Source organism: Pseudomonas citronellolis (assembly GCF_900112375.1).
GTDB lineage: Bacteria > Pseudomonadota > Gammaproteobacteria > Pseudomonadales > Pseudomonadaceae > Pseudomonas > Pseudomonas citronellolis.
Map to the genome: position 1 here is coordinate 41152 of NZ_FOLS01000037.1, position 20785 is coordinate 61936.

Here is a 20785-nt window from a genome sequence, read left to right on the forward strand (position 1 = left end):
GCGCGCAGGCGCCTGCGCCCGTGGGTGGCGGGCGTGTTCCGGTGGTGGATCAGGAAGGAAGGGGAGGCCGGGAGCGCCGCTGGCGCTCCCGTTCCCCGCCCAACCGCGCCTCGTGAGCGCGGCGGGGCGCCACCGTTACATCTGCTCGGCAGACTTGTCGGTGGGACTGGCGATCAGCTTCTTGAGCGTGTCGCTCATCGGGAATTCGAGGTTCAGGCCCTTGGGCGGCACCGGCTGGGTGAACCACTTGGCGTAGATGTCGTTGATCTGCCCGGAGGCGAAGGTATCGGCGATGGCCTTGTCGACCACTTTCTTGAAGCCCTCGTCGCCCTTGCGCACCATGCAGCCGTAGATTTCGTAGGACTGCGGGGTGCCGACCACCGCCCAGTCGTCGGGCTTGCGGGCCTTGGCCATTTCGCCGTAGAGCAGCGCGTCGTCCATCATGAAGGCCACGGCGCGGCCGGATTCGAGCATCAGGAAGGACTCGCCGTGGTCCTTGGCCGAGATGATGTTCATGCCCATCTTCTTCTCGGCGTTCATCGACTTGAGCAGGCGCTCGGAGGTGGTGCCGGCGGTGGTCACCACGTTCTTGCCCTTGAGGTCGGCGAAGTCGCTGATGCCGCTGGTCTTCCTGGTCAGCAGGCGGGTGCCGACCTCGAAGATGCCGAGGGAGAAGTCGACCTGCTTCTGGCGCTCGAGGTTATTGGTGGTGGAGCCGCACTCGATGTCCACGGTGCCGTTCTGCACCAGCGGGATGCGCGTCTGCGAGGTGACCAGGTTGTAGCGCACCTTGAGGTCGGGCATGCCCAGTTCCTGCTTGACCGCCTCGACCACTTTCAGCTGCAGGTCGTGGGAATAGCCCACCGGCTGGCGCGGGTCGTCGGCCAGGTAGGAGAAGGGAATGGAGGCGTCACGGTGGCCGAGGACGATGGTGCCGGAGTCCTTGATCTTCTTCAGGGTGCCGGTGAGTTCCTCGGAAAGGGCCGGAGTGGCGAACAGGGCGGCGACGATGGCCACGCCCAGCACACGGGGTGCGATACGCATTGATGCTTCCTCGACTTGTTCTGGTTGTTGTCGATCCTGCGGCAGGCGTACCCGGCGGCGGGCCCTCCTGGCGGCCGGCGGGCAAGCGCGGCGCTGCCGCATGCTCACGGGAAGCACTGGAGCAGGGACCGTGCCAGTCCCTGGGATTTATTTCAAGTAATTGAATTTAAAGGATTTATATTCGGGGTCGGCGGGCCGTTGGCGAGACGGGTGTTCGGACTGCCGAATAGACGCCGTTCGTGTGTTCGGTTTTCCGAACGCGCACGCCGCTCCCTTGTAGGAGCGCGCCCTGCGCGCGAATCGCGGGCAGGGCCCGCTCCTACGAAGAGCACTCCGGCGCGGTCTGTAAGGGAGGCAGGGTATTTCACCGTAGGATGGGTTGAGCGAAGCGATACCCATCACCACGACAGCATGGGTTTCGCAGGCTCAACCCATCCTGCGAAGCGCATCTCGGCTCAGGCCGCCGGCGCCCGCTGCCCGTCGAGGCGATGGAAGCCGCCCCACTCGCCGCGCTTGAACGGCTTGTCGCGGTCGGCCATGTAGGCGGCGATGCGTTCCAGCATCTGGTGGGTGGGGGCGCGCACGCCCGTCACGCCCTGCAGCGAGGCCAGCAGCAGGACGAGGGCCAGCAGCACGGGCGACAGCGACGGCAGGCGGCGCTGCGTCAGGCAGAGGAAGGCGCCGCTGGCGGCCAGGCCCACGGCCAGCCCGCCGTACACCTCCGCCGGCGAATGGACGTTGATCTGCAGCCGCGACACGCCCACCAGCACCGCCAGCACGGCGCCGCCGGCCGCGGCGGCCAGGCGCCAGGCGGGGCGGGCGGGCAGCAGCAGGCTGCAGAGCACCGGCAGGACGCTGGCGGCCATCATGCTGTGGCCGGACAGCCCGGTGAAGTTCCACGCCGGAATACCGATGCCCCAGCCCATGAAGGCCAGCTTGGAGACCAGGGTTACGCTGGCGGCCAGGCCGAACAGCAGCAGCCAGCAGTGGGCGTTCTGGCTTTCCCGGCGCAGCAGCAGCCAGGCATAGATGAACAGCGCGCAGGGCAGCAGCAGCGAGCTGTCGCCGAAACGGGTGATGAGATTCCAGAGGGTCATGGGGCTTGCAGGCGGTCCTTCGAGGGGCCGAACCATAGCACAGCGACGGCTCTGCCATGGGCCTGGCCGATCGGAGGCGGCTCAGGCCGGTTCGTCCTGCTGCGCCGCCTGGTCCTCGCGGCGCAGCAGCTCGCGCTTGCGCTCCAGGCCCCAGCGGTAGCCGCCGCTGCCGCCGTCGGCGGCCACCACCCGGTGGCAGGGCACCAGCAGCCCCACCGGGTTGCTCGCGCAGGCGCGGGCGATGGCCCGGGGATGGCTGTGCAACTGCTCGGCCAGTTCGCCGTAGCGCCGTGTCTGGCCGCTGGGAATCTGCGCCAGGGCGAGCCAGACGCGCAGCTGGAAGGCGCTGCCGTGCAGGTCCAGGGGCAGGCCGGCGGCGCGTTCGGGCTGCTCCAGCTGGCGCAGCACCCGGCCCAGCCAGTCGCCCAGGCCGGCGTCGTCGCGTTGCAGTTCGGCGGCGGCGAAGCGCTGGCGGAGTTCCGCCTCCAACTGCTCCGGCGCGTCGCCGAACAGCAGGGCGCAGACGCCCCGCGGGCTTGCCGCCAGCAGCACCTGGCCGAGCGGGCAGGGGGCAATGGCATAGCGCAGGCGGGTGCCGGCGCCTTTCTGCCGGCGCTGCGCCGGGCTCAGTGCGGTGGGCGCCTCGTAGAGTGCGCGGGTGCCGGAATAGCCCGCTTCCAGGGCGGCATCGAGCACCGAACGCGCCTGCGGCAGGGCGGCGGCCAGGCGCTGCTGGCGGCGGGCCTCGGCCCAGGCGCGGGGCGTCAGGCCGGTACGGGCCTTGAAGGCGCGGGCCAGGTGCGAAGCCGAGAGACCGATGCGCGCGGCCAGTTCGTCCATGGTCAACGGGCGCTCGGCCTGCTCCAGCAACAGGCAGGCGGCGGCGACCAGCGCGTCCAGGCGCTGCGCCGGGCTTTCGCCGTCGGGCGTGCAGCGCTTGCAGGGGCGGAAGCCCGCGGCTTCGGCGGCCGCCGCGTCGGCGTGGAAGCGCACGTTGGCGCGGCTTGGCCGCCGCGCCGGGCAGCTCGGCCGGCAATAGACGCCGGTGGAGCGAACGGAAAACACGAAACGCTGGTCGAAGCCCGCGTCACGCTCGCAGACCGCCTGCCAGCAGCGTTCATCATCGGGAAGTGGGGGCATGGCGCTCTCCAGGGAGGACCGGGTACATGGGGAAATTGTCGGCGTCACCCGGCGGGCGGGCAATCCGTAATCGCTTTTCAAACTGCCGGCTACGCTTGCAGGAGGTCCGTCGAGAGCCCGCCATGCCCTGCCGCCGACTCCTCAGTCATTGCCTGCTGCTTTGCCTCCTGCTGTGCCCACCGCTGTGGGGCGCGGAACTGGCGCTCAGCGGCCACGAACGCAGCTGGCTGGAGGCCCACCCGACGCTGCGGGTGGGCATTTCCCGCGATGGCTGGCCGCCGTTCGAGATGGTCGACGCCCAGGGCAGGTTCCAGGGCATCAGCGCCGACTATCTGAACCAGGTCGCCCAGCGCCTGGGCCTGCAGTTGCAGACGCAGACCTTCGACGACTGGGCGCAGGTGATCGAAGCGGCGCGCAAGGGCGAGGTCGACCTGCTGCCGACCGTGGCGCGCTCGCCCGAGCGCGAGAGCTTCCTCGCCTTCAGCCAGCCCTACCTGAGCACCAGCAGCCTGATCTTCGCCCGCCGCGACAGCAATGTGCGGGTGCTGGACGACCTCTCCGGCAAGCGCGTGGCCGTGGAGCGCGACTTCGCCGTGCACGACCTGCTGCGCACGGCGGTGCCGGGGGTGGCCTTCGTCATCGTCGACGACACCACCGAAGCCCTCAAGGCCGTGGCTTCCGGGAACGCCGACGCCTACGTGGGCAATCTCATCTCGACCAACTACCTGATCGGCCAGCTCAACCTGAGCAACCTGGAGGTGCGCGGCGACAGCGGCCTGGACAACAGCCAGGTGCGCTTCGCCGTGCGCCGCGAGCTGGCGCCCCTGGTGCCGCTGCTCGACCGCGCCCTGGCCAGCATCGACGACGACGAGCAGGAGCGCATCCGCCAGCGCTGGCTGCCGCAGATCGACGCCTTCGACTGGATGCAGCTGCTGCAGGCGGCCTGGCCCTACGTGGCGGGCTTCTTCGCCCTGCTCGCCTTCGTCCTGGTCTGGAACCGCCGCCTGCAGATCCAGGTGGCCGAGCGCGCCCGCGCCGAGGCCGAGGAGCACCGCCAGCGGCGCACCCTGCTGGCGCTGATCAACGCCATCCCCGATCCCATCTGGTTCAAGGACACCGAGGGCCGCTACCTGGGCGCCAACCACGCCTTCGCCGAATGCCTGGGGCTGCCGGCCGAGGACGTGATCGGGCGCAGCGACGCCCAGCTGTTCAGCGATGCCGCCAGCGCCGGCCGCGGCGAGCGCGACCGCCAGGCGCTGTCGGCCAGCCAGCCGTTCGCCAGCGAGGGCTGGGTGGTCTACCCGGACGGCCGGCGGGTGCTGTTCGACACCCTGCGCAGCGCCTTCCACGACGACCACGGCGCCCTGCTCGGGCTGGTGGGGGTGAGCCGCGACATCACCGCGCGCAAGGCCACCGAGGAGGCCCTGGCCCAGGCCCGCGACCTGGCCGAGCAGGCGGCGCGGCTGAAGAGCGAGTTCCTGGCCAACGTCAGCCACGAGATCCGCACCCCGCTGAACATCATCATCGGCCTGGCGCACCTGCTCGAACAGACCGCCCTGGACCCGCAGCAACGCGACTACCTGGGCAAGATCCAGGGCTCGGGCCAGTACCTGCTGGAGCTGATCAGCGACATCCTCGACCTGTCCAAGGTGGAGGCCGGGCGCCTGGAGTTCGAGCACCTGGACTTCGACCTGGAGCGCCTGCTCGGCGAGCTGGTCGACCTGCTGGCGATCCGCGCCGCGGGCAAGGGCCTGAGCCTGGACTGCCACATCGACCCGCGGCTGCCCTCGCACCTGCTGGGTGACTCGCTGCGGCTGCGGCAGATTCTGATGAACTACGGCAACAACGCACTCAAGTTCACCGAGCACGGCGGGCTGGAGCTGGAAGTGCGCCTGGACATGCAGGCCGGCGACGAGGACTGGCTGTACTTCGGCCTGCGCGACACCGGCATCGGCATCAGCCCGGCGCAGCAGGAGCGTCTGTTCGAGTCCTTCCGCCAGGCCGACAACTCCATCACCCGGCGCTATGGCGGTTCCGGCCTGGGCCTGGCGATCTGCAAGCGCCTGGCCGAGGCCATGGGCGGCGAGGTCGGGGTGGACAGCGAGCCGGACAAGGGCAGCCTGTTCTGGTGCCGCCTGCCCCTGGGCCATGTGGAGGACGCGCGGCCCATCGACCTGTCGCGCATCCTGCGCTCGCCCTCGACGGCGCCGCCGCTGCTGGAGGCGCCAGAACCGGCGGGGCCGCCGGCGGTCGAACTGCCGGCGGCCGAGCGCCAGCAGGCCGAGCAGGTGGTGCGCCGCCTGGCGCACCTGCTGGCCGCCGACGACCCGCGTGCCGGACGGCTGGTCGGCGAGCGCGCGGGCCTGCTGCGCAGTATCTTCAATGACGGGTACGACGAAGTCGCGGCGAGCATCCGCCGCTTCGAATTCGAGCGGGCCCTGGAAAAACTGCTGGTGTTGTCGCGCGAGCGCGACATCCGCATCTGAGCGCAAGAGGGGTGGAACCTTGGACAGCATGCTGGACCGACCGGACCAGGAAGTGATCCTGGTGGTCGACGACCAACCGGACAACCTCATGCTCATGAGCGAGCTGCTCATGGGCCAGTACCAGGTGCGCGTCGCCGGCAGCGGCGCCAAGGCCCTGCGCCTGGCCGCCAGCGAGCCGCGGCCGGACCTGGTGCTGCTCGACATCATGATGCCGGAGATGGACGGCTACGAAGTCTGCCGCCAGCTCAAGGCCGACCCGCTGACCGCCGAGATCCCGGTGATCTTCCTCACCGGCATGGTCAGCACCGCCGACGAACAGCGCGGCCTGGACCTGGGCGCGGTGGACTACATCACCAAGCCGATCAGCCCGCCGGTGACCCTGGCGCGCATCCGCGCGCACCTCAAGCTCAAGGCCAACGCCGACTTCCTGCGCGACAAGAGCGAATACCTGGAGCTGGAAGTGCGTCGCCGCAGCCGCGAACTGCAGGCCGCCCAGGACGCCACCCTGGAGGCCATGGCCACCCTCTGCGACCTGCGCGACAACCCCCACAGCCGCCACCTGCTGCGCATCGAGCAGTACATGCGCCTGCTCGCCGACGCCCTGGCCCGGCGCGAGGGCGAGGCCGGCGGCCTGGACCTGGAGCAGATCGAACTGCTGGCGCGCTCGGCGCAGCTGCACGACATCGGCAAGGTGGCGGTGCCCGACCGGGTGCTGCTCAACCCCGGCCAGCTCAGCCCCGAGGACCAGTTGCTGATGCAGAGCCACACGCGCATCGGCCACGATGCCCTGGCCGCCGCTGAACGCCGCCTGGGCAGCCCGGCGGAATTCCTGCGCTACGCCAAGGAGATCGCCTACGGCCACCACGAACGCTGGGACGGCAGCGGTTATCCACGGGGCCTGCGCGGCGAGCAGATTCCGTTGTCGGCACGGCTGCTGGCGCTGATCGACTGCTACGACGAGCTGACCAGCCGCCATCCCTACCACGCGACCCTCGCGCCGGACGAGGCCCGCCAGCAGATCCTCGCCGCCAGCGGCAGCCACTTCGACCCGCAGGTGGTGGAGGCCTTCGCCGAGGTCGCCGACGGCTTCGCCGCCATCGCCATCCGCTACGCCGACGACGCCCAGGCCCTGGGCAGCGAGATCGAACGCATGGCCGACGCCCTGGGCGAAAGCATCGAAATGACCACGACGCCACCATGATTCCGGCGGTCGGTGCTGGGCGTCACCCGGCGCATGTCGTATAAGGAGCGGCTGCGGCCGCATGGGCCGGATAAGAACGACGACGGAGCCTGATGAAGACACCCAAACGCATAGAGCCGCTGATCGAGGACGGCCTGGTCGACGAAGTGCTGCGCCCGCTGATGAGCGGCAAGGAAGCGGCGGTCTACGTGGTGCGCTGCGGCGAGCAGCTGCGCTGCGCCAAGGTCTACAAGGAGGCCAACAAACGCAGTTTCCGCCAGGCCGCGGAATACCAGGAGGGCCGCAAGGTGCGCAACAGCCGCCAGGCCCGGGCCATGGCCAAGGGCTCGCGCTACGGCCGGCGCGAGCAGGAGGAGGCCTGGCAGAACGCCGAGGTGGCGGCGCTGTTCCGCCTGGCCAACGCCGGGGTGCGGGTGCCCAAGCCCTACGACTTCCTCGACGGCGTGCTGCTGATGGAAATGGTCGCCGACGAAGACGGCGACGCCGCGCCGCGCCTCAACGACGTGGTGCTGGAGCCGGAGCAGGCGCGCGAATACCACGACTTCCTCATCCGCCAGATCGTCATGATGCTCTGCGCCGGGCTGGTGCACGGCGACCTCTCGGAGTTCAACGTGCTGCTCGGCCCCGACGGCCCGGTGATCATCGACCTGCCCCAGGCGGTGGACGCGGCGGCCAACAACCACGCCTTCCGCATGCTCGAACGCGACGTCGGCAACATGGCCGCCTACTTCGGCCAGTTCGCCCCGGAGCTCAAGGACACCCGCTACGCCAAGGAAATGTGGGCGCTGTACGAGGACGGCAAGCTGCAGCCGGACACCCCGCTGACCGGCCTCTTCGACGAGCCGGAAGAGGAAGCCGACGTCGATGCGGTGATGCGCGAGATCGCCGCCGCCCTGCGCGAGCAGGAGCGCCGCGAGGCGGCCCGCGCCGAGCAGGATGGCCCGCCGCGCGCCGAGGAGCCGCCGCCACCTCCGTGGCTGCAGTGAGCCCGCAGGCGGCGCGCCTGATCGCGCTGCTCGCCGCCTGCCCGCAACGCCTGGGCCTGCTGCGCGCCCTGCGCGAGTACGGCCCGCCCGGCGCCTGGATCGGCGCCGGCTTCGTGCGCAACGCCGTCTGGGACCATCTGCACGGGCTAGCCCCCGGCGCGCTGGCGGACGTGGACGTGTTGTACTTCGACGCCCGCTGCTTGCAAGCCGAGGCCGACGAAGCCTTCGAGCGACGCCTGGCCCGGGCCTGCCCGCAAGCGCCCTGGTCGGTACGCAACCAGGCGCGCATGCACCTGCGCAACGGCGATGCGCCCTATGCGGACGTCGCCGACGCCATGCGCCACTGGCCGGAAGTTTGCACCGCGGTGGCGGTGCGCCTCGCCGACCAGGGCCTGGAGCTGCTGGCGCCGCTGGGCCTGGACGACCTGTTCGAACTGCGCGTTCGCCCCACCGAACATTTCCGCGGCAAGCCCGAGGTCTACCGCCAGCGCCTGCGGGGCAAGGACTGGACACGGCGCTGGCCGCAGTTGCGTATCGAACTGCCCTGACGCTGTATGCGCCATTTGCGCGGCAACTGTGTACATACAGCCCGCCGCGGCCCTGCTAGCGTGGCCCGATCCCACCCGGAAGCACCGCCATGCCCTTGCCGCACATCCTCCTCGCCCTGCTGGTCACGCTGATCTGGGGCGTCAACTTCGTCATCATCAAGGTCGGCCTGCACGACTTCCCGCCGCTGCTGTTCTGCGCCCTGCGCTTCGCCCTGGCGGCGCTGCCGCTGGTATTCCTGCGCGGGCCGCTGCCGGCGCCGTTCTGGCGCATCGTGCAGATCGGCGTGCTGCTGGGGGTGGTCAAGTTCGGCCTGCTGTTCGTCGGCATGCACCTGGGCATGCCCGCCGGGTTGTCGTCCCTGGTGCTGCAGAGCCAGGTGTTCTTCACCGTGCTGATCGCCGCCGCCTTCCTCGGCGAACGCCCCAGCGCCCGCGCCCTGGCCGGCCTCGCCCTGGCCGCCGGCGGCCTGCTGCTGATCGGCCTGGAACGCCCCCTGGGCGACAGCCTGCTGGCCTTCGCCCTGGTGATGGCCGCGGCCCTGGCCTGGGCCTTCTCCAACATCGCCACCAAGCGCTCCGGGGCCAGCGACATGCTGCGCCTGATCAGTTGGGTGAGCCTGATCCCGCCGTTGCCGCTGCTGGTCCTGTCGTGGATTTTCGAGGGCCCGGAAGCCATCTCGACGGCGCTGACCGGCATCAGCTGGGAAGGCATGGGCGCGCTGTTGTACATCGCCTTCCTCGCCACCACCGTGGGCTTCGGCCTGTGGAGCTTCCTGCTGCGCCGCTACCCGGCCAGCCAGGTCACTCCCTTCGCCCTGGCGGTGCCGGTCTCCGGACTGCTGTCCGGCTGGCTGCTGCTGGGAGAGCAACTCACCGCCCAGGATTGGCTGGCCTGCGCGCTGGTCTTCGTAGGGCTGGCGGTGACGGTGTTGCCGGCGTCGCTGTGGCGGCGCGGGGCGGTGGTGCAGGTGCGTGGCTGACCTTGGTTCAGGGCCAGGCCTTATGGTGATGGTGTGGTGAGGTTGCTCTGGTGCTGGCCCTGAAGAGCGCCCTCTCCCTAACCCTCTCCCTGAAGGGAGAGGGTTAGGGAGAGGGTGCGGAGTCAATCCGAAACACAGCTGCTGCCGGTAAACACCGTTCGCGAGCAAGCTCGCTCCTACAGGGAAGTGCCGTGCTTCACGGGCGCGTAGGGCGAATTACGCCCTACCGCCGATCAACCACAGGAGAAACGCCGTCGTAGGATGGGTGGAGCGGAGCGATACCCATAGCCGTGACTAATCACACCGCTTCGCTCAGCCGCTCCGCCACCCACTGGTTGATGCTCTTGTTGCTCAGCTCCGCCTTGAGCGCGACGCGGGCATGCAGTGCCGGGTCCAGGCGCAGGCTGAGCTTGCCGGAGTAAGGCTTCTGTGGCTCGCGACCAAGCTTGGCGCAGGTGTCGAGGTAGTCGTCGACGGCCTCATGGAACAACTGGCGCAACTCGCTCACCGACTCGCCATGGAAACCGATGACGTCCTGGATGCCGGCGATATGGCCGATGAACAGCCCGTCGTCGTCGCTGTACTCGATGCGTGCGACATAGCCTTTGTATTTCATCGGGCTCATGGTGCGTATCCCGCTCGTTCGATGAAGGCCCGCGCATCGCGGACCTGATAGGGTTTGGCTTCCTTGGCCGGGTGCGGGCGGTGGAAGCTGGCGATGACGCCATTCAGCTCGAAGCGCACGCGCGAGCCGTTGCCTTCGATAAGCCTGGCGCCCAGCGAGAGCAGCAGGGATTCAATGCGTGCCCATTCCAGGTTGCATGGCGTAGGGACCGCGTAGAGCGCTTCCAGGGTCGCCCGCTGCCGGCTATTCATCCGTGATGCCTCTTGTTGGTATCGGATTATGATACCGTCGTAGGCGTTTTGCCAGCCGAATGAGCTTTCCCGACAGGGTGTGGGATGTTTCGTAGGGCGCATAACGCCAACGGTGTTATCCGCCGATCGGACTACTGCTCAACCGTAGGAGAACTGCCGTCGTAGGATGGGTTGAGCGAAGCGATACCCATCGCCATGACTGCCGGTAAACACCATTCGCGAGCAAGCTCGCTCCTACGAAAGACTCGCTGCGCTCAGTGACAGCAACTCCCCGACTCCAGGTCCTTGAGGATCGGGCAGTCCGGGCGGTGGTCGCCCTGGCAGTGGTCGTGGAGTTCCTGCAGGGTGTCGCGCAGGGCGGTGAGTTCGGCGATCTTGCGTTCCAGTTCGGCGATGTGCTGGCCGGTCAGGGCCTTGACGTCGGCGCTGGCGCGCTGGTGGTCCTGCCAGAGGGCTAGCAGGCGGCCGACTTCTTCCAGGGAGAAGCCGAAGTCCCGCGAACGGCGGATGAAGGCCAGGCGGTGCAGGTCCTGCTCGCTGTAGTGGCGGTAGCCGCTGGCGCTGCGGCCGGCCGGGGCGAGCAGGCCGATGGATTCGTAGTAGCGGATCATCTTCGCCGACAGGCCGCTCTTCTTCGCCGCTTCACCGATGTTCATCGCCATCTCCCTTTGCGTTCGCGCCGTGCGTCGGCTTCCAGCGCTTGAGCAGCAGGGCGTTGCTCACCACGCTGACGCTGGAGGCGGCCATGGCGGCGCCGGCGACCATCGGGTTGAGCAGGCCGAAGGCGGCCAGGGGCACGCCGACCAGGTTGTAGATGAAGGCCCAGAACAGGTTCTGACGGATTTTCGCGTAGGTGCGCCGGGCGATGTCCAGGGCTTCGGGGACCAGCCGTGGGTCGCCGCGCATCAGGGTGATGCCGGCGGCGTGCATGGCCACGTCGGTGCCGCCGCCCATGGCGATGCCGACGTCCGCCGCGGCCAGCGCCGGGGCGTCGTTGATGCCGTCGCCGACCATCGCCACCACCTTGCCGCCGGATTTCAGCTGCGCCACCACCGCGGCCTTGTCCGCCGGCAGCACTTCGGCGTGGACGTCGTCCAGGCCCAGCGCTTCGGCGACCACCCGCGCGCTGCCGCGGTTGTCGCCGGTGATCAGGTGGCTGCCGATGCCGCGCTCGCGCAGCGCCCGCACCGCCTCGGCGGCGCCGGGCTTGAGGCTGTCGCCGAAGGCGAACAGGCCGAGCAGGCGCGGTTGCGGCTGCAGTTCGAGCAGCCAGGACAGGGTGCGGCCCTGGCCTTCCCATTCCGTGGCCTTGTCTTGCAGTTCGCCGGCGGCCAGGCCCTGTTCGTCGAGCAGGCGGCGGTTGCCCAGGGCCAGCAGGCGCTCGCCGACCTGGCCCTGGATGCCGCGCCCGGCCAGGGCCTGGCTGTGGCTCACGATGGGCACGCGCAGGTGCTGCTCGGCGCAGGCGCTGAGCACCGCCTTGGCCAGCGGGTGCTCGCTGCCGCGCTGCAGGGCGCCGGCCAGGGCCAGGGCGGCGTCGGGTTCGCCTTCGGCCACGGCGAAGTGGACCAGGCTGGGCGTGCCCGAGGTGAGGGTGCCGGTCTTGTCGAAGGCCACGGCGCTCACCGCGTGGGCGACTTCCAGGGCCTCGGCGTCCTTGATCAGGATGCCGTGGCGCGCGGCCACGCCGGTGCCGGCCATGATCGCCGTCGGCGTCGCCAGGCCCAGGGCGCAGGGGCAGGCGATGACCAGCACGGCCACGGCGTTGATCAGCGCGGTTTCCACGCCGGCGCCGGCCAGCAGCCAGCCGGCCAGGGTGACCAGGGCGATGCCGATCACCACCGGGACGAAGACGTTGCTGACCTTGTCCACCAGCTTCTGGATCGGCGCCTTGGCCGCCTGGGCGTCTTCCACCAGGCGGATGATGCGCGCCAGCACGGTTTCCCCGCCCAGGGCGGTGGCGCGGATGGTCAGCAGGCCCTCGCCGTTGATGGCCCCGCCGGTCACCTTGTCGCCCGGGGCCTTGGGCACCGGCAGGCTTTCCCCGGTGATCAGCGCCTCGTCGGCGTGGCTGCGGCCGTCGAGCACCTTGCCGTCCACCGGGAAGCGCTCGCCGGGGCGCACCAGCAGTTCGTCGCCCAGGCTCAGCTCGGCGATGGCGACGTCTTCCTCGTGGCCGTCGCGGATGCGCGTGGCGCGTTCCGGGCGCAGCGCCTCCAGGGCGCGGATGGCCGTGGCGGTCTGGCGCTTGGCGCGGCTTTCCAGGTACTTGCCGAGGAGGATCAGGGCGATCACCACGGCGCTGGCCTCGAAATACAGGTGCGGCATGGCGCCGGGGGCGGCGCTCAGCCACAGGTACAGGCTCAGGCCGTAGCCGGCGCTGGTGCCCAGGGCCACCAGCAGGTCCATGTTGCCGCTGCGGGCGCGCACCGCCTTCCACGCCGAGACGTAGAAGCGCGCGCCGATGATGAATTGCACCGGGGTGGCCAGGGCGAACTGCACCCAGGCCGGCAGCATCCAGTGCAGCCCGGCCCATTCGGCGAACATCGGCAGCACCAGGGGCACGGCCAGGACGATGGCCGCCAGCAGGAACCAGCGCTCGCGGGCCAGGCGCGCCAGGGCCGGGTCCTCGGCCGGGCGTTCGGCCTGCAGCAGGCGGGCGTGGTAGCCGGCCTTGTCCACCGCGGCGATGAGGACGGCCGGGTCAACCGGGCCGAGCAGGTCCAGGCGGGCGCGTTCGCTGGCCAGGTTGACGCTGGCCTCGCGCACCCCGGGCACCTTCTTCAGCGCGCGCTCCACGCGGCCCACGCAGTTGGCGCAGGTCATGCCGTCGATGGCCAGCTCCAGGCTGTGGCTGGGCACCTGGTAGCCGGCGTTCTCCACCGCGGCCACCAGGGCCGGCAGCTGTTCGGGCGAGTCGACGCTCACCCGCGCCTGTTCGCTGGCCAGGTTGACGCTGGCCGCGAGCACCCCGGGCACCTTCTTCAGGGCCCGTTCGACGCGGCCGACGCAGGATGCGCAGGTCATGCCGGTCACCGGCAGGTCGAGCTCGATGGGGCTGTTCATGTGGACGATCCTCCTGATGTCCGCCGCCCGCTTCCGGCGGGCGCGGCGGTCACGATCCGACGATGCTGCGAGGATGAACCTTGCCACGAGGGCAAGGTCAAGCCCTCGCTCAGGGATCGTTGACCGGCGTCAGGAACAGCCCGCCCTCGCGGTAGCCGATGCGGTAGCTGCGGATCTCCCCGGCGCGCAGGCGCAGGGTCTGCGCCTGCAGTTGCTGCATGCCGTCGCGGCAGGCGCCGGTGGCGGAGACGGCGAGGCGGATGGGCACCTCGCCGGGGGACAGGTTCAGCGCCACGGTGCCTTCGGGCTGCAGGCGCGCCAGCAGTTCGCCGCGCACGTAGAGGTCGATGTCGCAGGCGCTGCCGCTCTGCAGGCCCTGGCGGCTGATGTTGAGCACGGCGTAGCCGGGCGGCGGCGGTTCCTGCTGCGGCCAGGCCTGCACCGTCGGCGGGTCGGCGGCCAGGGCCAGGGCGGGCCAGAGCAGGCAGGGCAGGGCGCGGAGCAGGCGGCGCATGGGGGGCTCCCGGTAGGGCTCGGATGCGCAGAGCTTGGCCGAGGGCGGCGCCGGGGGCAAGCCCGCGGCGTGGCGCCGCAGGGGGCTTGACCTTGCCACGGTGGCAAGGTCGACACTGCGCCCATCGTCAAGCGAACCCGAGGAGTTCGACCATGCAAGCGTTCAGTGTGAAAGGCATGTCCTGCGGCCACTGCGTGCGGGCCATCACCCAGGCGATCCAGGCCCGCGACGGCGCCGCCGAGGTCCAGGTGGACCTGGCCGGCGGCGAGGTGCGGGTGGCCAGCCGCCTGGCGGCCGAAGAGGTGCTGGCGGCGATCCGCGAGGAGGGCTACGAGGCCGCGCTGGCCTGAGCCGCGCCGGCCCGGCTCCAGTCGCGGATCAGGCCGCGGAACAGCGGCTCGAGCAGCGCTTCGGCGTCCTGTAGCGGGTCGAACAGCTGCGGGTCGCGCAGCCAGTCGTTGATCAGCCCGTGGATCAGGCCGTGGACCGCCCGCGAGGCGGTCTTCGGCGTCACCCCGGGCAGCAGCCGCACCTGGCATTTGTCGCGGGCGAAGAGCTGCTCGCAGAGGTCGATGAACTGGCGGATGAAGGCGTTGTGGCGGAGGATCGCCTCGCGCAGCTCCTCGGTGAACTCGCAGCGCTGCATCAGGATGGTCAGCACGCGGCGCTTCTGCGCGTTCTGCGCCAGGCTGTGCACCACTTCCACGCACAGGTCGAACAGCGACTGCAGCGGGTCCACCCCGTCGCAGCCGGACAGGCGCAAGGCCAGTTGTTCCGGCGGCAGGCGCACCTGGGCTAGCAGTTCGTTGAACAGGTGGGCCTTGTTCTCGAAGTGCCAGTACACCGCCCCGCGCGTCACCCCGGCGTTGCGGGCGATCTCCTCGAGGCTGGTGCTGGAAACGCCGTTTTCCAGGAACAGCGCCTCCGCCGAGTCGAGGATCGTCTGGCGGGTCCGTTCCGAATCTTCTTTAGTTCTTCTCATGGCGCGGTTTGCTATACGGGCTAGGCTCACTGGTATTTCCGCAGTTTACTGAAATTTCGAGCGGGAACCGTGAGTTACCGGCGGATGGCAGTTATCCCCCGACAGCGTGCCGAATCGTCCTAGTCGACATTTTCCATGGAGAGGTTCTATGCCGTTCACCCCGCGCTTGCCTGCCGCCCTGGCCCTGTGGGCCCTGGTTGCCGCGCAGTCTGTCCTACCGGCCCTGGCGGACGAGGGGAGCGCGGCGCCACCGCCTCCGGAGGTCACGGTGGAAGTGGCCAAGAGCGCCAGCCTGCCGCTGAACCTCGAATACTCGGCGCGGGCGGCCGGCTACCGCGAGGTGGAGGTGCGCGCCCAGGTCAGCGGCATCCTGCAGAAGCGCACCTACGAGGAAGGCCGGCCGGTGAAGCAGGGCCAGGTGCTGTTCCAGATCGACCCGCGCCCCTACCAGGCCGCCCTCGGCCAGGCCAAGGGAGCGCTGGCCCAGGCCCAGGCGCGCTACCGCCAGACCGACCGCGACCTCAAGCGCATCCGCGAGCTGCAGCGCAAGGGCTTCGCCAGCGCCAGCGAGCTGGACCGCTACACCTCCGACTACGAGCAGGCCAAGGCCGACGTCGAGGCGGCCAAGGCCAACGTCGACGCCAAGCAGATCGACCTGGACTACACCACGGTGAAGGCGCCCATCTCCGGCATGGCCAGCAAGGAGACCCGCTCCGAGGGCAGCCTGGTCACCGCCAGCGACCCCAACACCAGCCTGCTCACCGAGCTGACCCAGCTCGACCCCATCTACGTCAACTTCGCCTATTCCGACACCGAGGCCGCGCGCCTGCGCGAGGGCGTGCAGCAGGGCCGCCTGGTGCTGCCCGAGCACGGCAAGCTGAACGCGCAGATCTTCTTCGGCGACGGCAGCCGCTATCCCATCGACGGCGTGGTGGACTTCACCGACAGCTTCGTCAACACCGGCACCGGCACCATCAACGCCCGCGCCGTGGTGCCCAACCCGGAAACCCACCTGATCCCCGGCCAGTTCGTCCGCGTGGTGGTCACCGGCATCGTCCGCAAGGCCGCGGTGACCGTGCCCGAGCGCGCCCTGGCCCAGGGGCCGCGCGGCACCTTCGTCTACGTGGTGGACAAGGACGGCTTCGCCCGCGTGCGCCAGGTGACCACCTCGCAGGTGGTCAACCAGCGCTGGATAGTCGATTCCGGCGTCGACGACGGCGACAGGGTGATCGTCGACGGCCTGCCCAAGGTCCGCCCGGACCAGCCGGTGAAGGCCGTCGAGGCGCCGGCCGCGCCGGCGCAGCAGGCCCCCGCCCAGCCAGCCCAGTCCTGAAGGAGCGGCCATCGTGATCTCGCGCTTCTTCATCGACCGCCCCGTGTTCGCCATGGTGATCTCCATCGTCATCCTGCTCGCGGGCCTGGCGGCCCTGCGGGCGCTGCCGGTGGCGCAGTACCCGGAGATCCTGCCGCCGCAGGTCTCGGTGACCGCCTCCTACCCCGGCGCCAGCTCGCAGGTCATCGCCGAGACCGTGGCGGCGCCGCTGGAACAGGAGATCAACGGCGTCGAGGGCATGATCTACCAGCTGTCCAACTCCGACAGCAGCGGCGCCATGAGCCTGACCGTGTACTTCAAGGTCGGCACCGACCCGGACCAGGCCACCATCAACGTTAACAACAAGGTCCAGGCCGCCCTGGCCAAGCTGCCGGAGGAAGTGCGCCGGCAGGGCGTGAAGGTGCAGAAGAAGTCTGCCGACATCCTCCAGGTGGTGACGCTGTTCTCCCCGGACGGCTCGCGCGACCCGGTGTTCATCAGCAACTACGCGCTGATCAACGTCATCGACGAGCTCAAGCGCCTCCCCGGCGTGGGCGACGTCACCCAGTTCGGCTCCAAGGACTACGCCATGCGCATCTGGCTGCGCCCGGACAAGCTGGCGCAGTACAACCTCACCCCCAGCGACGTGGTCGACGCCATCCGCGAGCAGAACTCGCAGTTCGCCGCCGGCAACTTCGGCAAGGAGCCGCTGAACACCCCGCAGGACTTCACCTACACGGTGAGCACCCAGGGCCGCTTCACCGACCCGAAGGAGTTCGAGGGCGTCATCCTGCGCACCGACAGCACCGGCGCCAGCCTGCGCCTGAAGGACGTCGCGCGCATCGAGCTGGGCGCCCAGGACTACTCGATGAAGACCACGCTGAACGGGCGGCTCAACGCTTCCTTCGGCGTCTACCTGCAGCCGGGGGCCAACGCCCTGGACACCGCCGAGGCCGTGGAAACCACCATGGAGCGGCTGGCCAAGCGCTTCCCCGAAGGCGTCGTCTACAAGATCCCCTACGACACCACCACCTTCGTCAAGGTATCCATCGAGGAGGTGGTGCACACCTTCTTCGAGGCCCTGGTGCTGGTGATGCTGGTGGTCTACATCTTCCTGCAGAACCTGCGCGCCACGCTGATCCCGGTGCTGGCCATCCCGGTGTCGCTGGTCGGCACCTTCGCCGGCATGTACCTGCTGGGCTTCTCCATCAACCTGCTGACGCTGTTCGGCATGGTGCTGGCCATCGGCATCGTGGTGGACGATGCCATCGTGGTGCTGGAGAACGTCGAGCGGGTGATGCGCACCGAGAAGCTGCCGCCGCGGGAGGCGGCGATCAAGGCCATGGAGGAGGTGACCGGGCCGATCGTCGCCATCGTCCTGGTGCTCTGCGCGGTGTTCGTCCCCGTGGGCTTCCTCGGCGGCCTGGCCGGGCAGATGTACCAGCAGTTCGCGATCACCATCGCGGTCTCGGTGGTGATCTCCGGGATAGTCGCGCTGACCCTCTCGCCGGCGCTCTGCGCGCTGATCCTCAAGCCCGAGCACAAGGAGCCGGCGGCGCCGTTCCGCTGGTTCAACCGCATGTTCGACTCGGCCACCTCGGCCTACGGCGCCGGCGTGCGGTTCTTCCTCAAGCGCGTGCTCATCGGCCTGCTGGTGTTCGGCGGGATGATCGCGCTGATGCTGCTGCTGTTCGGCCGGGTGCCCGGCTCGCTGGTGCCCGACGAGGACCAGGGCTACGTGATCAACGCCTACATGCTGCCGCCGGCGGCCTCGCTGTCGCGCACCGAGGCGGTCACCGACGCCGTCTCGCAGCAGTTGGAGAAGCACCCGGCGGTGCAGGACGTGCTGACCTTCGCCGGCCTGAACATCCTCACCAACGCCAACACCACCAGCGCCGGGGTGTCCTTCGTCACCCTCAAGGACTGGAAGGAGCGCGAGACCCCCGAGCTGGACGCGCGCAACCTCACGCGCACCTTCATGGCCATGGGCGCCAGGCAGCAGGATGGCGTGGTGATGAGCTTCAACCCGCCGCCGATCACCGGCATGAGCACCACCGGCGGCTTCGAGGCGTACATCCAGGACCGTAGCGGCGGCACCTCCGCGCAGCTCGAACAGATGGTGCAGAAGTTCATGGCGGCGGCGGCCAAGCGCCCGGAACTGGCTGGGGTGACCAGCACCTTCAACGCCAACGTGCCGCAGTACTTCATCAACCTCGACCGCACCAAGGCGCGTTCGCTGGGGGTAGCCATCAACGATGTGTTCACCGCCATGCAGGCGACCTTCGGCGCCTACTACGTCAACGACTTCACCCTCTATGGGCGGACCTGGAAGGTCAACCTGCAATCCGAGTCGGACTTCCGCCGCAAGCCCGAGGACCTGACCCAGGTGTACGTGCGCTCCTCCAGCGGCGACCTGGTGCCGCTGTCGGCCCTGGTCAGCGTGCAGCGCACCCTCGGCCCGGATTCCTACGCGCGCTTCAACGTGTTCCCCGCGGCCAAGCTGCTCGGCGGCCCGGCGCCGGGCTACAGCTCCGGCCAGGCCCTGGCGGCGATGCAGGAAGTGGCCGACCAGACCCTCGGCGACAGCTACTTCCTCACCTGGATCGGCTCGGCCTACCAGGAGCTGGAGACCCAGGGCTCGGGCAGCACGGCGTTCGTCTTCGGCCTGATCCTGGTGTTCCTCATCCTCGCCGCCCAGTACGAGCGCTGGACCCTGCCGCTGGCGGTGGTCACCGCGGTGCCCTTCGCGGTGTTCGGCGCCATCCTCGCCATCTGGCTGCGCGGGCTGAGCAACGACGTGTACTTCCAGGTCGGCCTGGTGACGCTGATCGGCCTGGCGGCGAAGAACGCCATCCTGATCATCGAGTTCGCCGTGATGGTCCGCGAGGAGCAGGGGCTGAGCCCGCTGCAGGCGGCGCTGGAGGCGGCCAAGCTGCGCTTCCGGCCGATCGTCATGACCTCCCTGGCGTTCATCCTCGGCGTGGTGCCGCTGGCCATCAGCAGCGGCGCCGGCTCGGCCAGCCGCCATTCGATCGGCACCGGGGTGATCGGCGGCATGCTCGCGGCCACCGTGCTGGCGACCTTCCTCATCCCGATGTTCTACATGCTGGTGGAATCGGCCGCCGAACGCCTGGGCAAGCGCAAGACCAAGACCCGGCCCGCGGCCGAAGCGGCCCAGGGGGAGGGGCCGGCGCACTGACGGGCACGGGTGCCGGCCGCCTGGCCGGGGCCTGAAGCCGGCTCGCAAATTTCCTCTTCCGGCCCTGTCCCGGGGCCGGCGAATTGATATGCTTGCCGGCGTTTCGTTAGCCTGCTTGCAATTCTTGCCCGAACCTTTCCAGGCCCCGTCCGCCGGCGACGGCGCCCACGGTGTTCCATGACCTTTCGCATCCTGCTGATCCTCGGCGCGCTGAGCGCCTTCGGCCCCATGGCCATCGACTTCTACCTGCCCAGCTTCCCGGCGCTGGCCGCGGCCTTCGGCACCGACGTCGAGCACATCCAGCTGAGCCTGTCGGCCTACTTCGCCGGCCTGGCCATCGGCCAACTGCTCTATGGCCCGCTGGCCGACCGCTACGGCCGGCGCCTGCCGCTGGTGCTGGGGGTGAGCATCTTCACCGCGGCCTCGCTGGCCTGCGCCTTCGCGCCGGACCTGCACTGGCTGATCGGCGCGCGCTTCGTCCAGGCCCTGGGCGGCTGCGCCGGCATGGTCATCTCGCGGGCGGTGGTGCGCGACCTGTGCGATGCGGTGGCGGCGGCCAAGGCCTTCTCGCAACTGATGCTGGTGATGGGCCTGGCGCCGATCCTCGCGCCCCTGGGCGGCGGCGCGCTGCTGGGGCTGTTCGGCTGGCAGTCGATCTTCCTCTGCCTGGTGGCGTTCAGCGCCGTAGCCGGCAGCGCCATCGCCCTGTGGCTGCCCGAGACCATCCCCGCCGGCCCGCGGCCACCGCTGTCCGGCGCCCTGAGGGAATACCGCCGGCTGCTGGGCGAGCGCGCCTTCCTCTGCTACGCGCTGACCGGCGGCGTGGCCATCGCCGGGATGTTCGCCTACATCGCCGGCTCGCCCTTCGTGTTCATCCAGCTCTACCAGGTGCCGGCGGAACATTACGGCTGGATCTTCGGCAGCAACGCCGCCGGCTTCATCCTCATGGCCCAGGTCAACGCGCGGCTGCTGCGCTACCGCGGGCCGGGGTTCTGGCTGCGCCGCGCGGTGTGGGTGTACTTCTTCTGCGGCCTGGCGCTGCTGGCGGTCACCCTGTACCGCCCGGAACACCTGTGGCCGCTGCTGATGCCGCTGTTCGGCGCCATCGCCAGCCTGGGCTTCCTGCTGCCCAACTCCTCGGCCTGCGCCATGGCCGGGCAGGGCAGCCACGCCGGCAGCGCCTCGGCGCTGATGGGCAGCCTGCAGTTCACGGTGGCGGCGGCTGCCTCGGCGCTGGTCGGCGCGCTGCACGACGGCAGCGCGCTGCCCATGGCGCTGGTGATCACGACCTGCGGCGGCTGCGCGGCGCTGCTGGGCTGGTACACCGGGCAGATCAGCGAGCGCAGCGTCTGAG

Annotated in this window: 18 protein-coding genes; 9 read left to right on the forward strand and 9 right to left on the reverse strand. The window is 69.7% G+C overall.

The genetic code is table 11. The features are described from left to right. Window positions 1-135: 135 nt before the first annotated feature. The 3 genes from BM060_RS27535 to ada all read right to left on the reverse strand — a co-directional run bounded on the left by BM060_RS27535 (window position 136) and on the right by ada (window position 3281). On the reverse strand, window positions 136-1044 hold the full coding sequence (locus tag BM060_RS27535) for a glutamate/aspartate ABC transporter substrate-binding protein (protein WP_058070656.1): 909 nt from the start codon (window positions 1042-1044) through the stop codon (window positions 136-138). A gap of 455 nt (window positions 1045-1499) precedes the next feature. After that, on the reverse strand, window positions 1500-2141 hold the full coding sequence (locus tag BM060_RS27540; protein WP_074984983.1) for a phosphatase PAP2 family protein: 642 nt from the start codon (window positions 2139-2141) through the stop codon (window positions 1500-1502). 81 nt (window positions 2142-2222) lie between these two features. Next, entirely contained in the window at window positions 2223-3281 is a 1059-nt protein-coding gene (ada, locus tag BM060_RS27545; RefSeq protein ID WP_074984985.1) for a bifunctional DNA-binding transcriptional regulator/O6-methylguanine-DNA methyltransferase Ada, read from the reverse strand. 122 nt (window positions 3282-3403) lie between these two features. Here ada and BM060_RS27550 point away from each other — a divergent pair, with 122 nt between their 5' ends. From BM060_RS27550 to BM060_RS27570, 5 genes are all read left to right on the forward strand, one after another. Next, entirely contained in the window at window positions 3404-5767 is a 2364-nt protein-coding gene (locus BM060_RS27550; protein ID WP_074984987.1) for an ATP-binding protein, read from the forward strand. A gap of 19 nt (window positions 5768-5786) precedes the next feature. Further along, the gene (locus BM060_RS27555; protein WP_024128460.1) at window positions 5787-6968 is read left to right on the forward strand and encodes a response regulator; all 1182 of its coding nucleotides are present in this window, start codon (window positions 5787-5789) and stop codon (window positions 6966-6968) included. 92 nt (window positions 6969-7060) lie between these two features. Then, window positions 7061-7954 carry a PA4780 family RIO1-like protein kinase gene (locus BM060_RS27560; protein ID WP_074984989.1) on the forward strand — a complete coding sequence of 298 codons (894 nt, stop codon included), beginning with the start codon at window positions 7061-7063 and terminating at the stop codon, window positions 7952-7954. Next, window positions 7951-8502: a nucleotidyltransferase family protein gene (locus BM060_RS27565; RefSeq protein ID WP_074984991.1), complete on the forward strand. Its 552-nt coding sequence runs from the start codon at window positions 7951-7953 to the stop codon at window positions 8500-8502. The genes BM060_RS27560 and BM060_RS27565 overlap by 4 nt, the downstream gene beginning before the upstream one ends. Window positions 8503-8591: 89 nt before the next feature. Continuing rightward, window positions 8592-9482, forward strand: a complete 891-nt coding sequence (locus BM060_RS27570; RefSeq protein WP_074984993.1) for an EamA family transporter — start codon at window positions 8592-8594, stop codon at window positions 9480-9482. 298 nt (window positions 9483-9780) lie between these two features. On the opposite strand, the gene BM060_RS27575 is transcribed toward BM060_RS27570, so the two are convergent. From BM060_RS27575 to BM060_RS27595, 5 genes are all read right to left on the reverse strand, one after another. After that, window positions 9781-10107 (reverse strand): type II toxin-antitoxin system HicB family antitoxin, encoded by a 327-nt coding sequence (locus BM060_RS27575; RefSeq protein WP_074984995.1) that lies wholly within the window; start codon window positions 10105-10107, stop codon window positions 9781-9783. Beyond that, window positions 10104-10358: a type II toxin-antitoxin system HicA family toxin gene (locus tag BM060_RS27580; RefSeq protein ID WP_074984997.1), complete on the reverse strand. Its 255-nt coding sequence runs from the start codon at window positions 10356-10358 to the stop codon at window positions 10104-10106. Before BM060_RS27580 ends, BM060_RS27575 begins: the two co-directional genes overlap by 4 nt. 254 nt (window positions 10359-10612) lie before the next feature. Continuing rightward, entirely contained in the window at window positions 10613-11014 is a 402-nt protein-coding gene (cueR, locus tag BM060_RS27585) for a Cu(I)-responsive transcriptional regulator (RefSeq protein WP_074985000.1), read from the reverse strand. Continuing rightward, window positions 11001-13424: a heavy metal translocating P-type ATPase gene (locus tag BM060_RS27590; protein ID WP_074985002.1), complete on the reverse strand. Its 2424-nt coding sequence runs from the start codon at window positions 13422-13424 to the stop codon at window positions 11001-11003. Before BM060_RS27590 ends, cueR begins: the two co-directional genes overlap by 14 nt. Window positions 13425-13533: 109 nt before the next feature. Further along, on the reverse strand, window positions 13534-13938 hold the full coding sequence (locus BM060_RS27595; RefSeq protein ID WP_058070664.1) for a hypothetical protein: 405 nt from the start codon (window positions 13936-13938) through the stop codon (window positions 13534-13536). A gap of 152 nt (window positions 13939-14090) precedes the next feature. Between BM060_RS27595 and BM060_RS27600 the strand changes: the two genes are divergently transcribed. Beyond that, window positions 14091-14288, forward strand: coding sequence for a heavy-metal-associated domain-containing protein (locus BM060_RS27600; protein WP_009616013.1), 198 nt, complete (start codon window positions 14091-14093; stop codon window positions 14286-14288). Here BM060_RS27600 and BM060_RS27605 read toward each other — a convergent pair. Beyond that, entirely contained in the window at window positions 14267-14920 is a 654-nt protein-coding gene (locus BM060_RS27605) for a TetR family transcriptional regulator (RefSeq protein WP_074985005.1), read from the reverse strand. The two genes, BM060_RS27600 and BM060_RS27605, sit on opposite strands and share 22 nt — an antisense overlap. Window positions 14921-15068: 148 nt before the next feature. On the opposite strand from BM060_RS27605, the gene BM060_RS27610 reads away from it, so the two are divergent. From BM060_RS27610 to BM060_RS27620, 3 genes are all read left to right on the forward strand, one after another. After that, a complete protein-coding gene (locus BM060_RS27610) occupies window positions 15069-16253 on the forward strand; it encodes an efflux RND transporter periplasmic adaptor subunit (protein WP_074985008.1) in 1185 nt (394 codons plus the stop codon). Window positions 16254-16266: 13 nt separating this feature from the next. Beyond that, a complete protein-coding gene (locus BM060_RS27615) occupies window positions 16267-19431 on the forward strand; it encodes an efflux RND transporter permease subunit (protein ID WP_074985010.1) in 3165 nt (1054 codons plus the stop codon). A gap of 177 nt (window positions 19432-19608) precedes the next feature. Further along, the gene (locus BM060_RS27620; protein WP_074985012.1) at window positions 19609-20784 is read left to right on the forward strand and encodes a multidrug effflux MFS transporter; all 1176 of its coding nucleotides are present in this window, start codon (window positions 19609-19611) and stop codon (window positions 20782-20784) included. The last annotated feature ends 1 nt before the right edge of the window (window position 20785 follow it).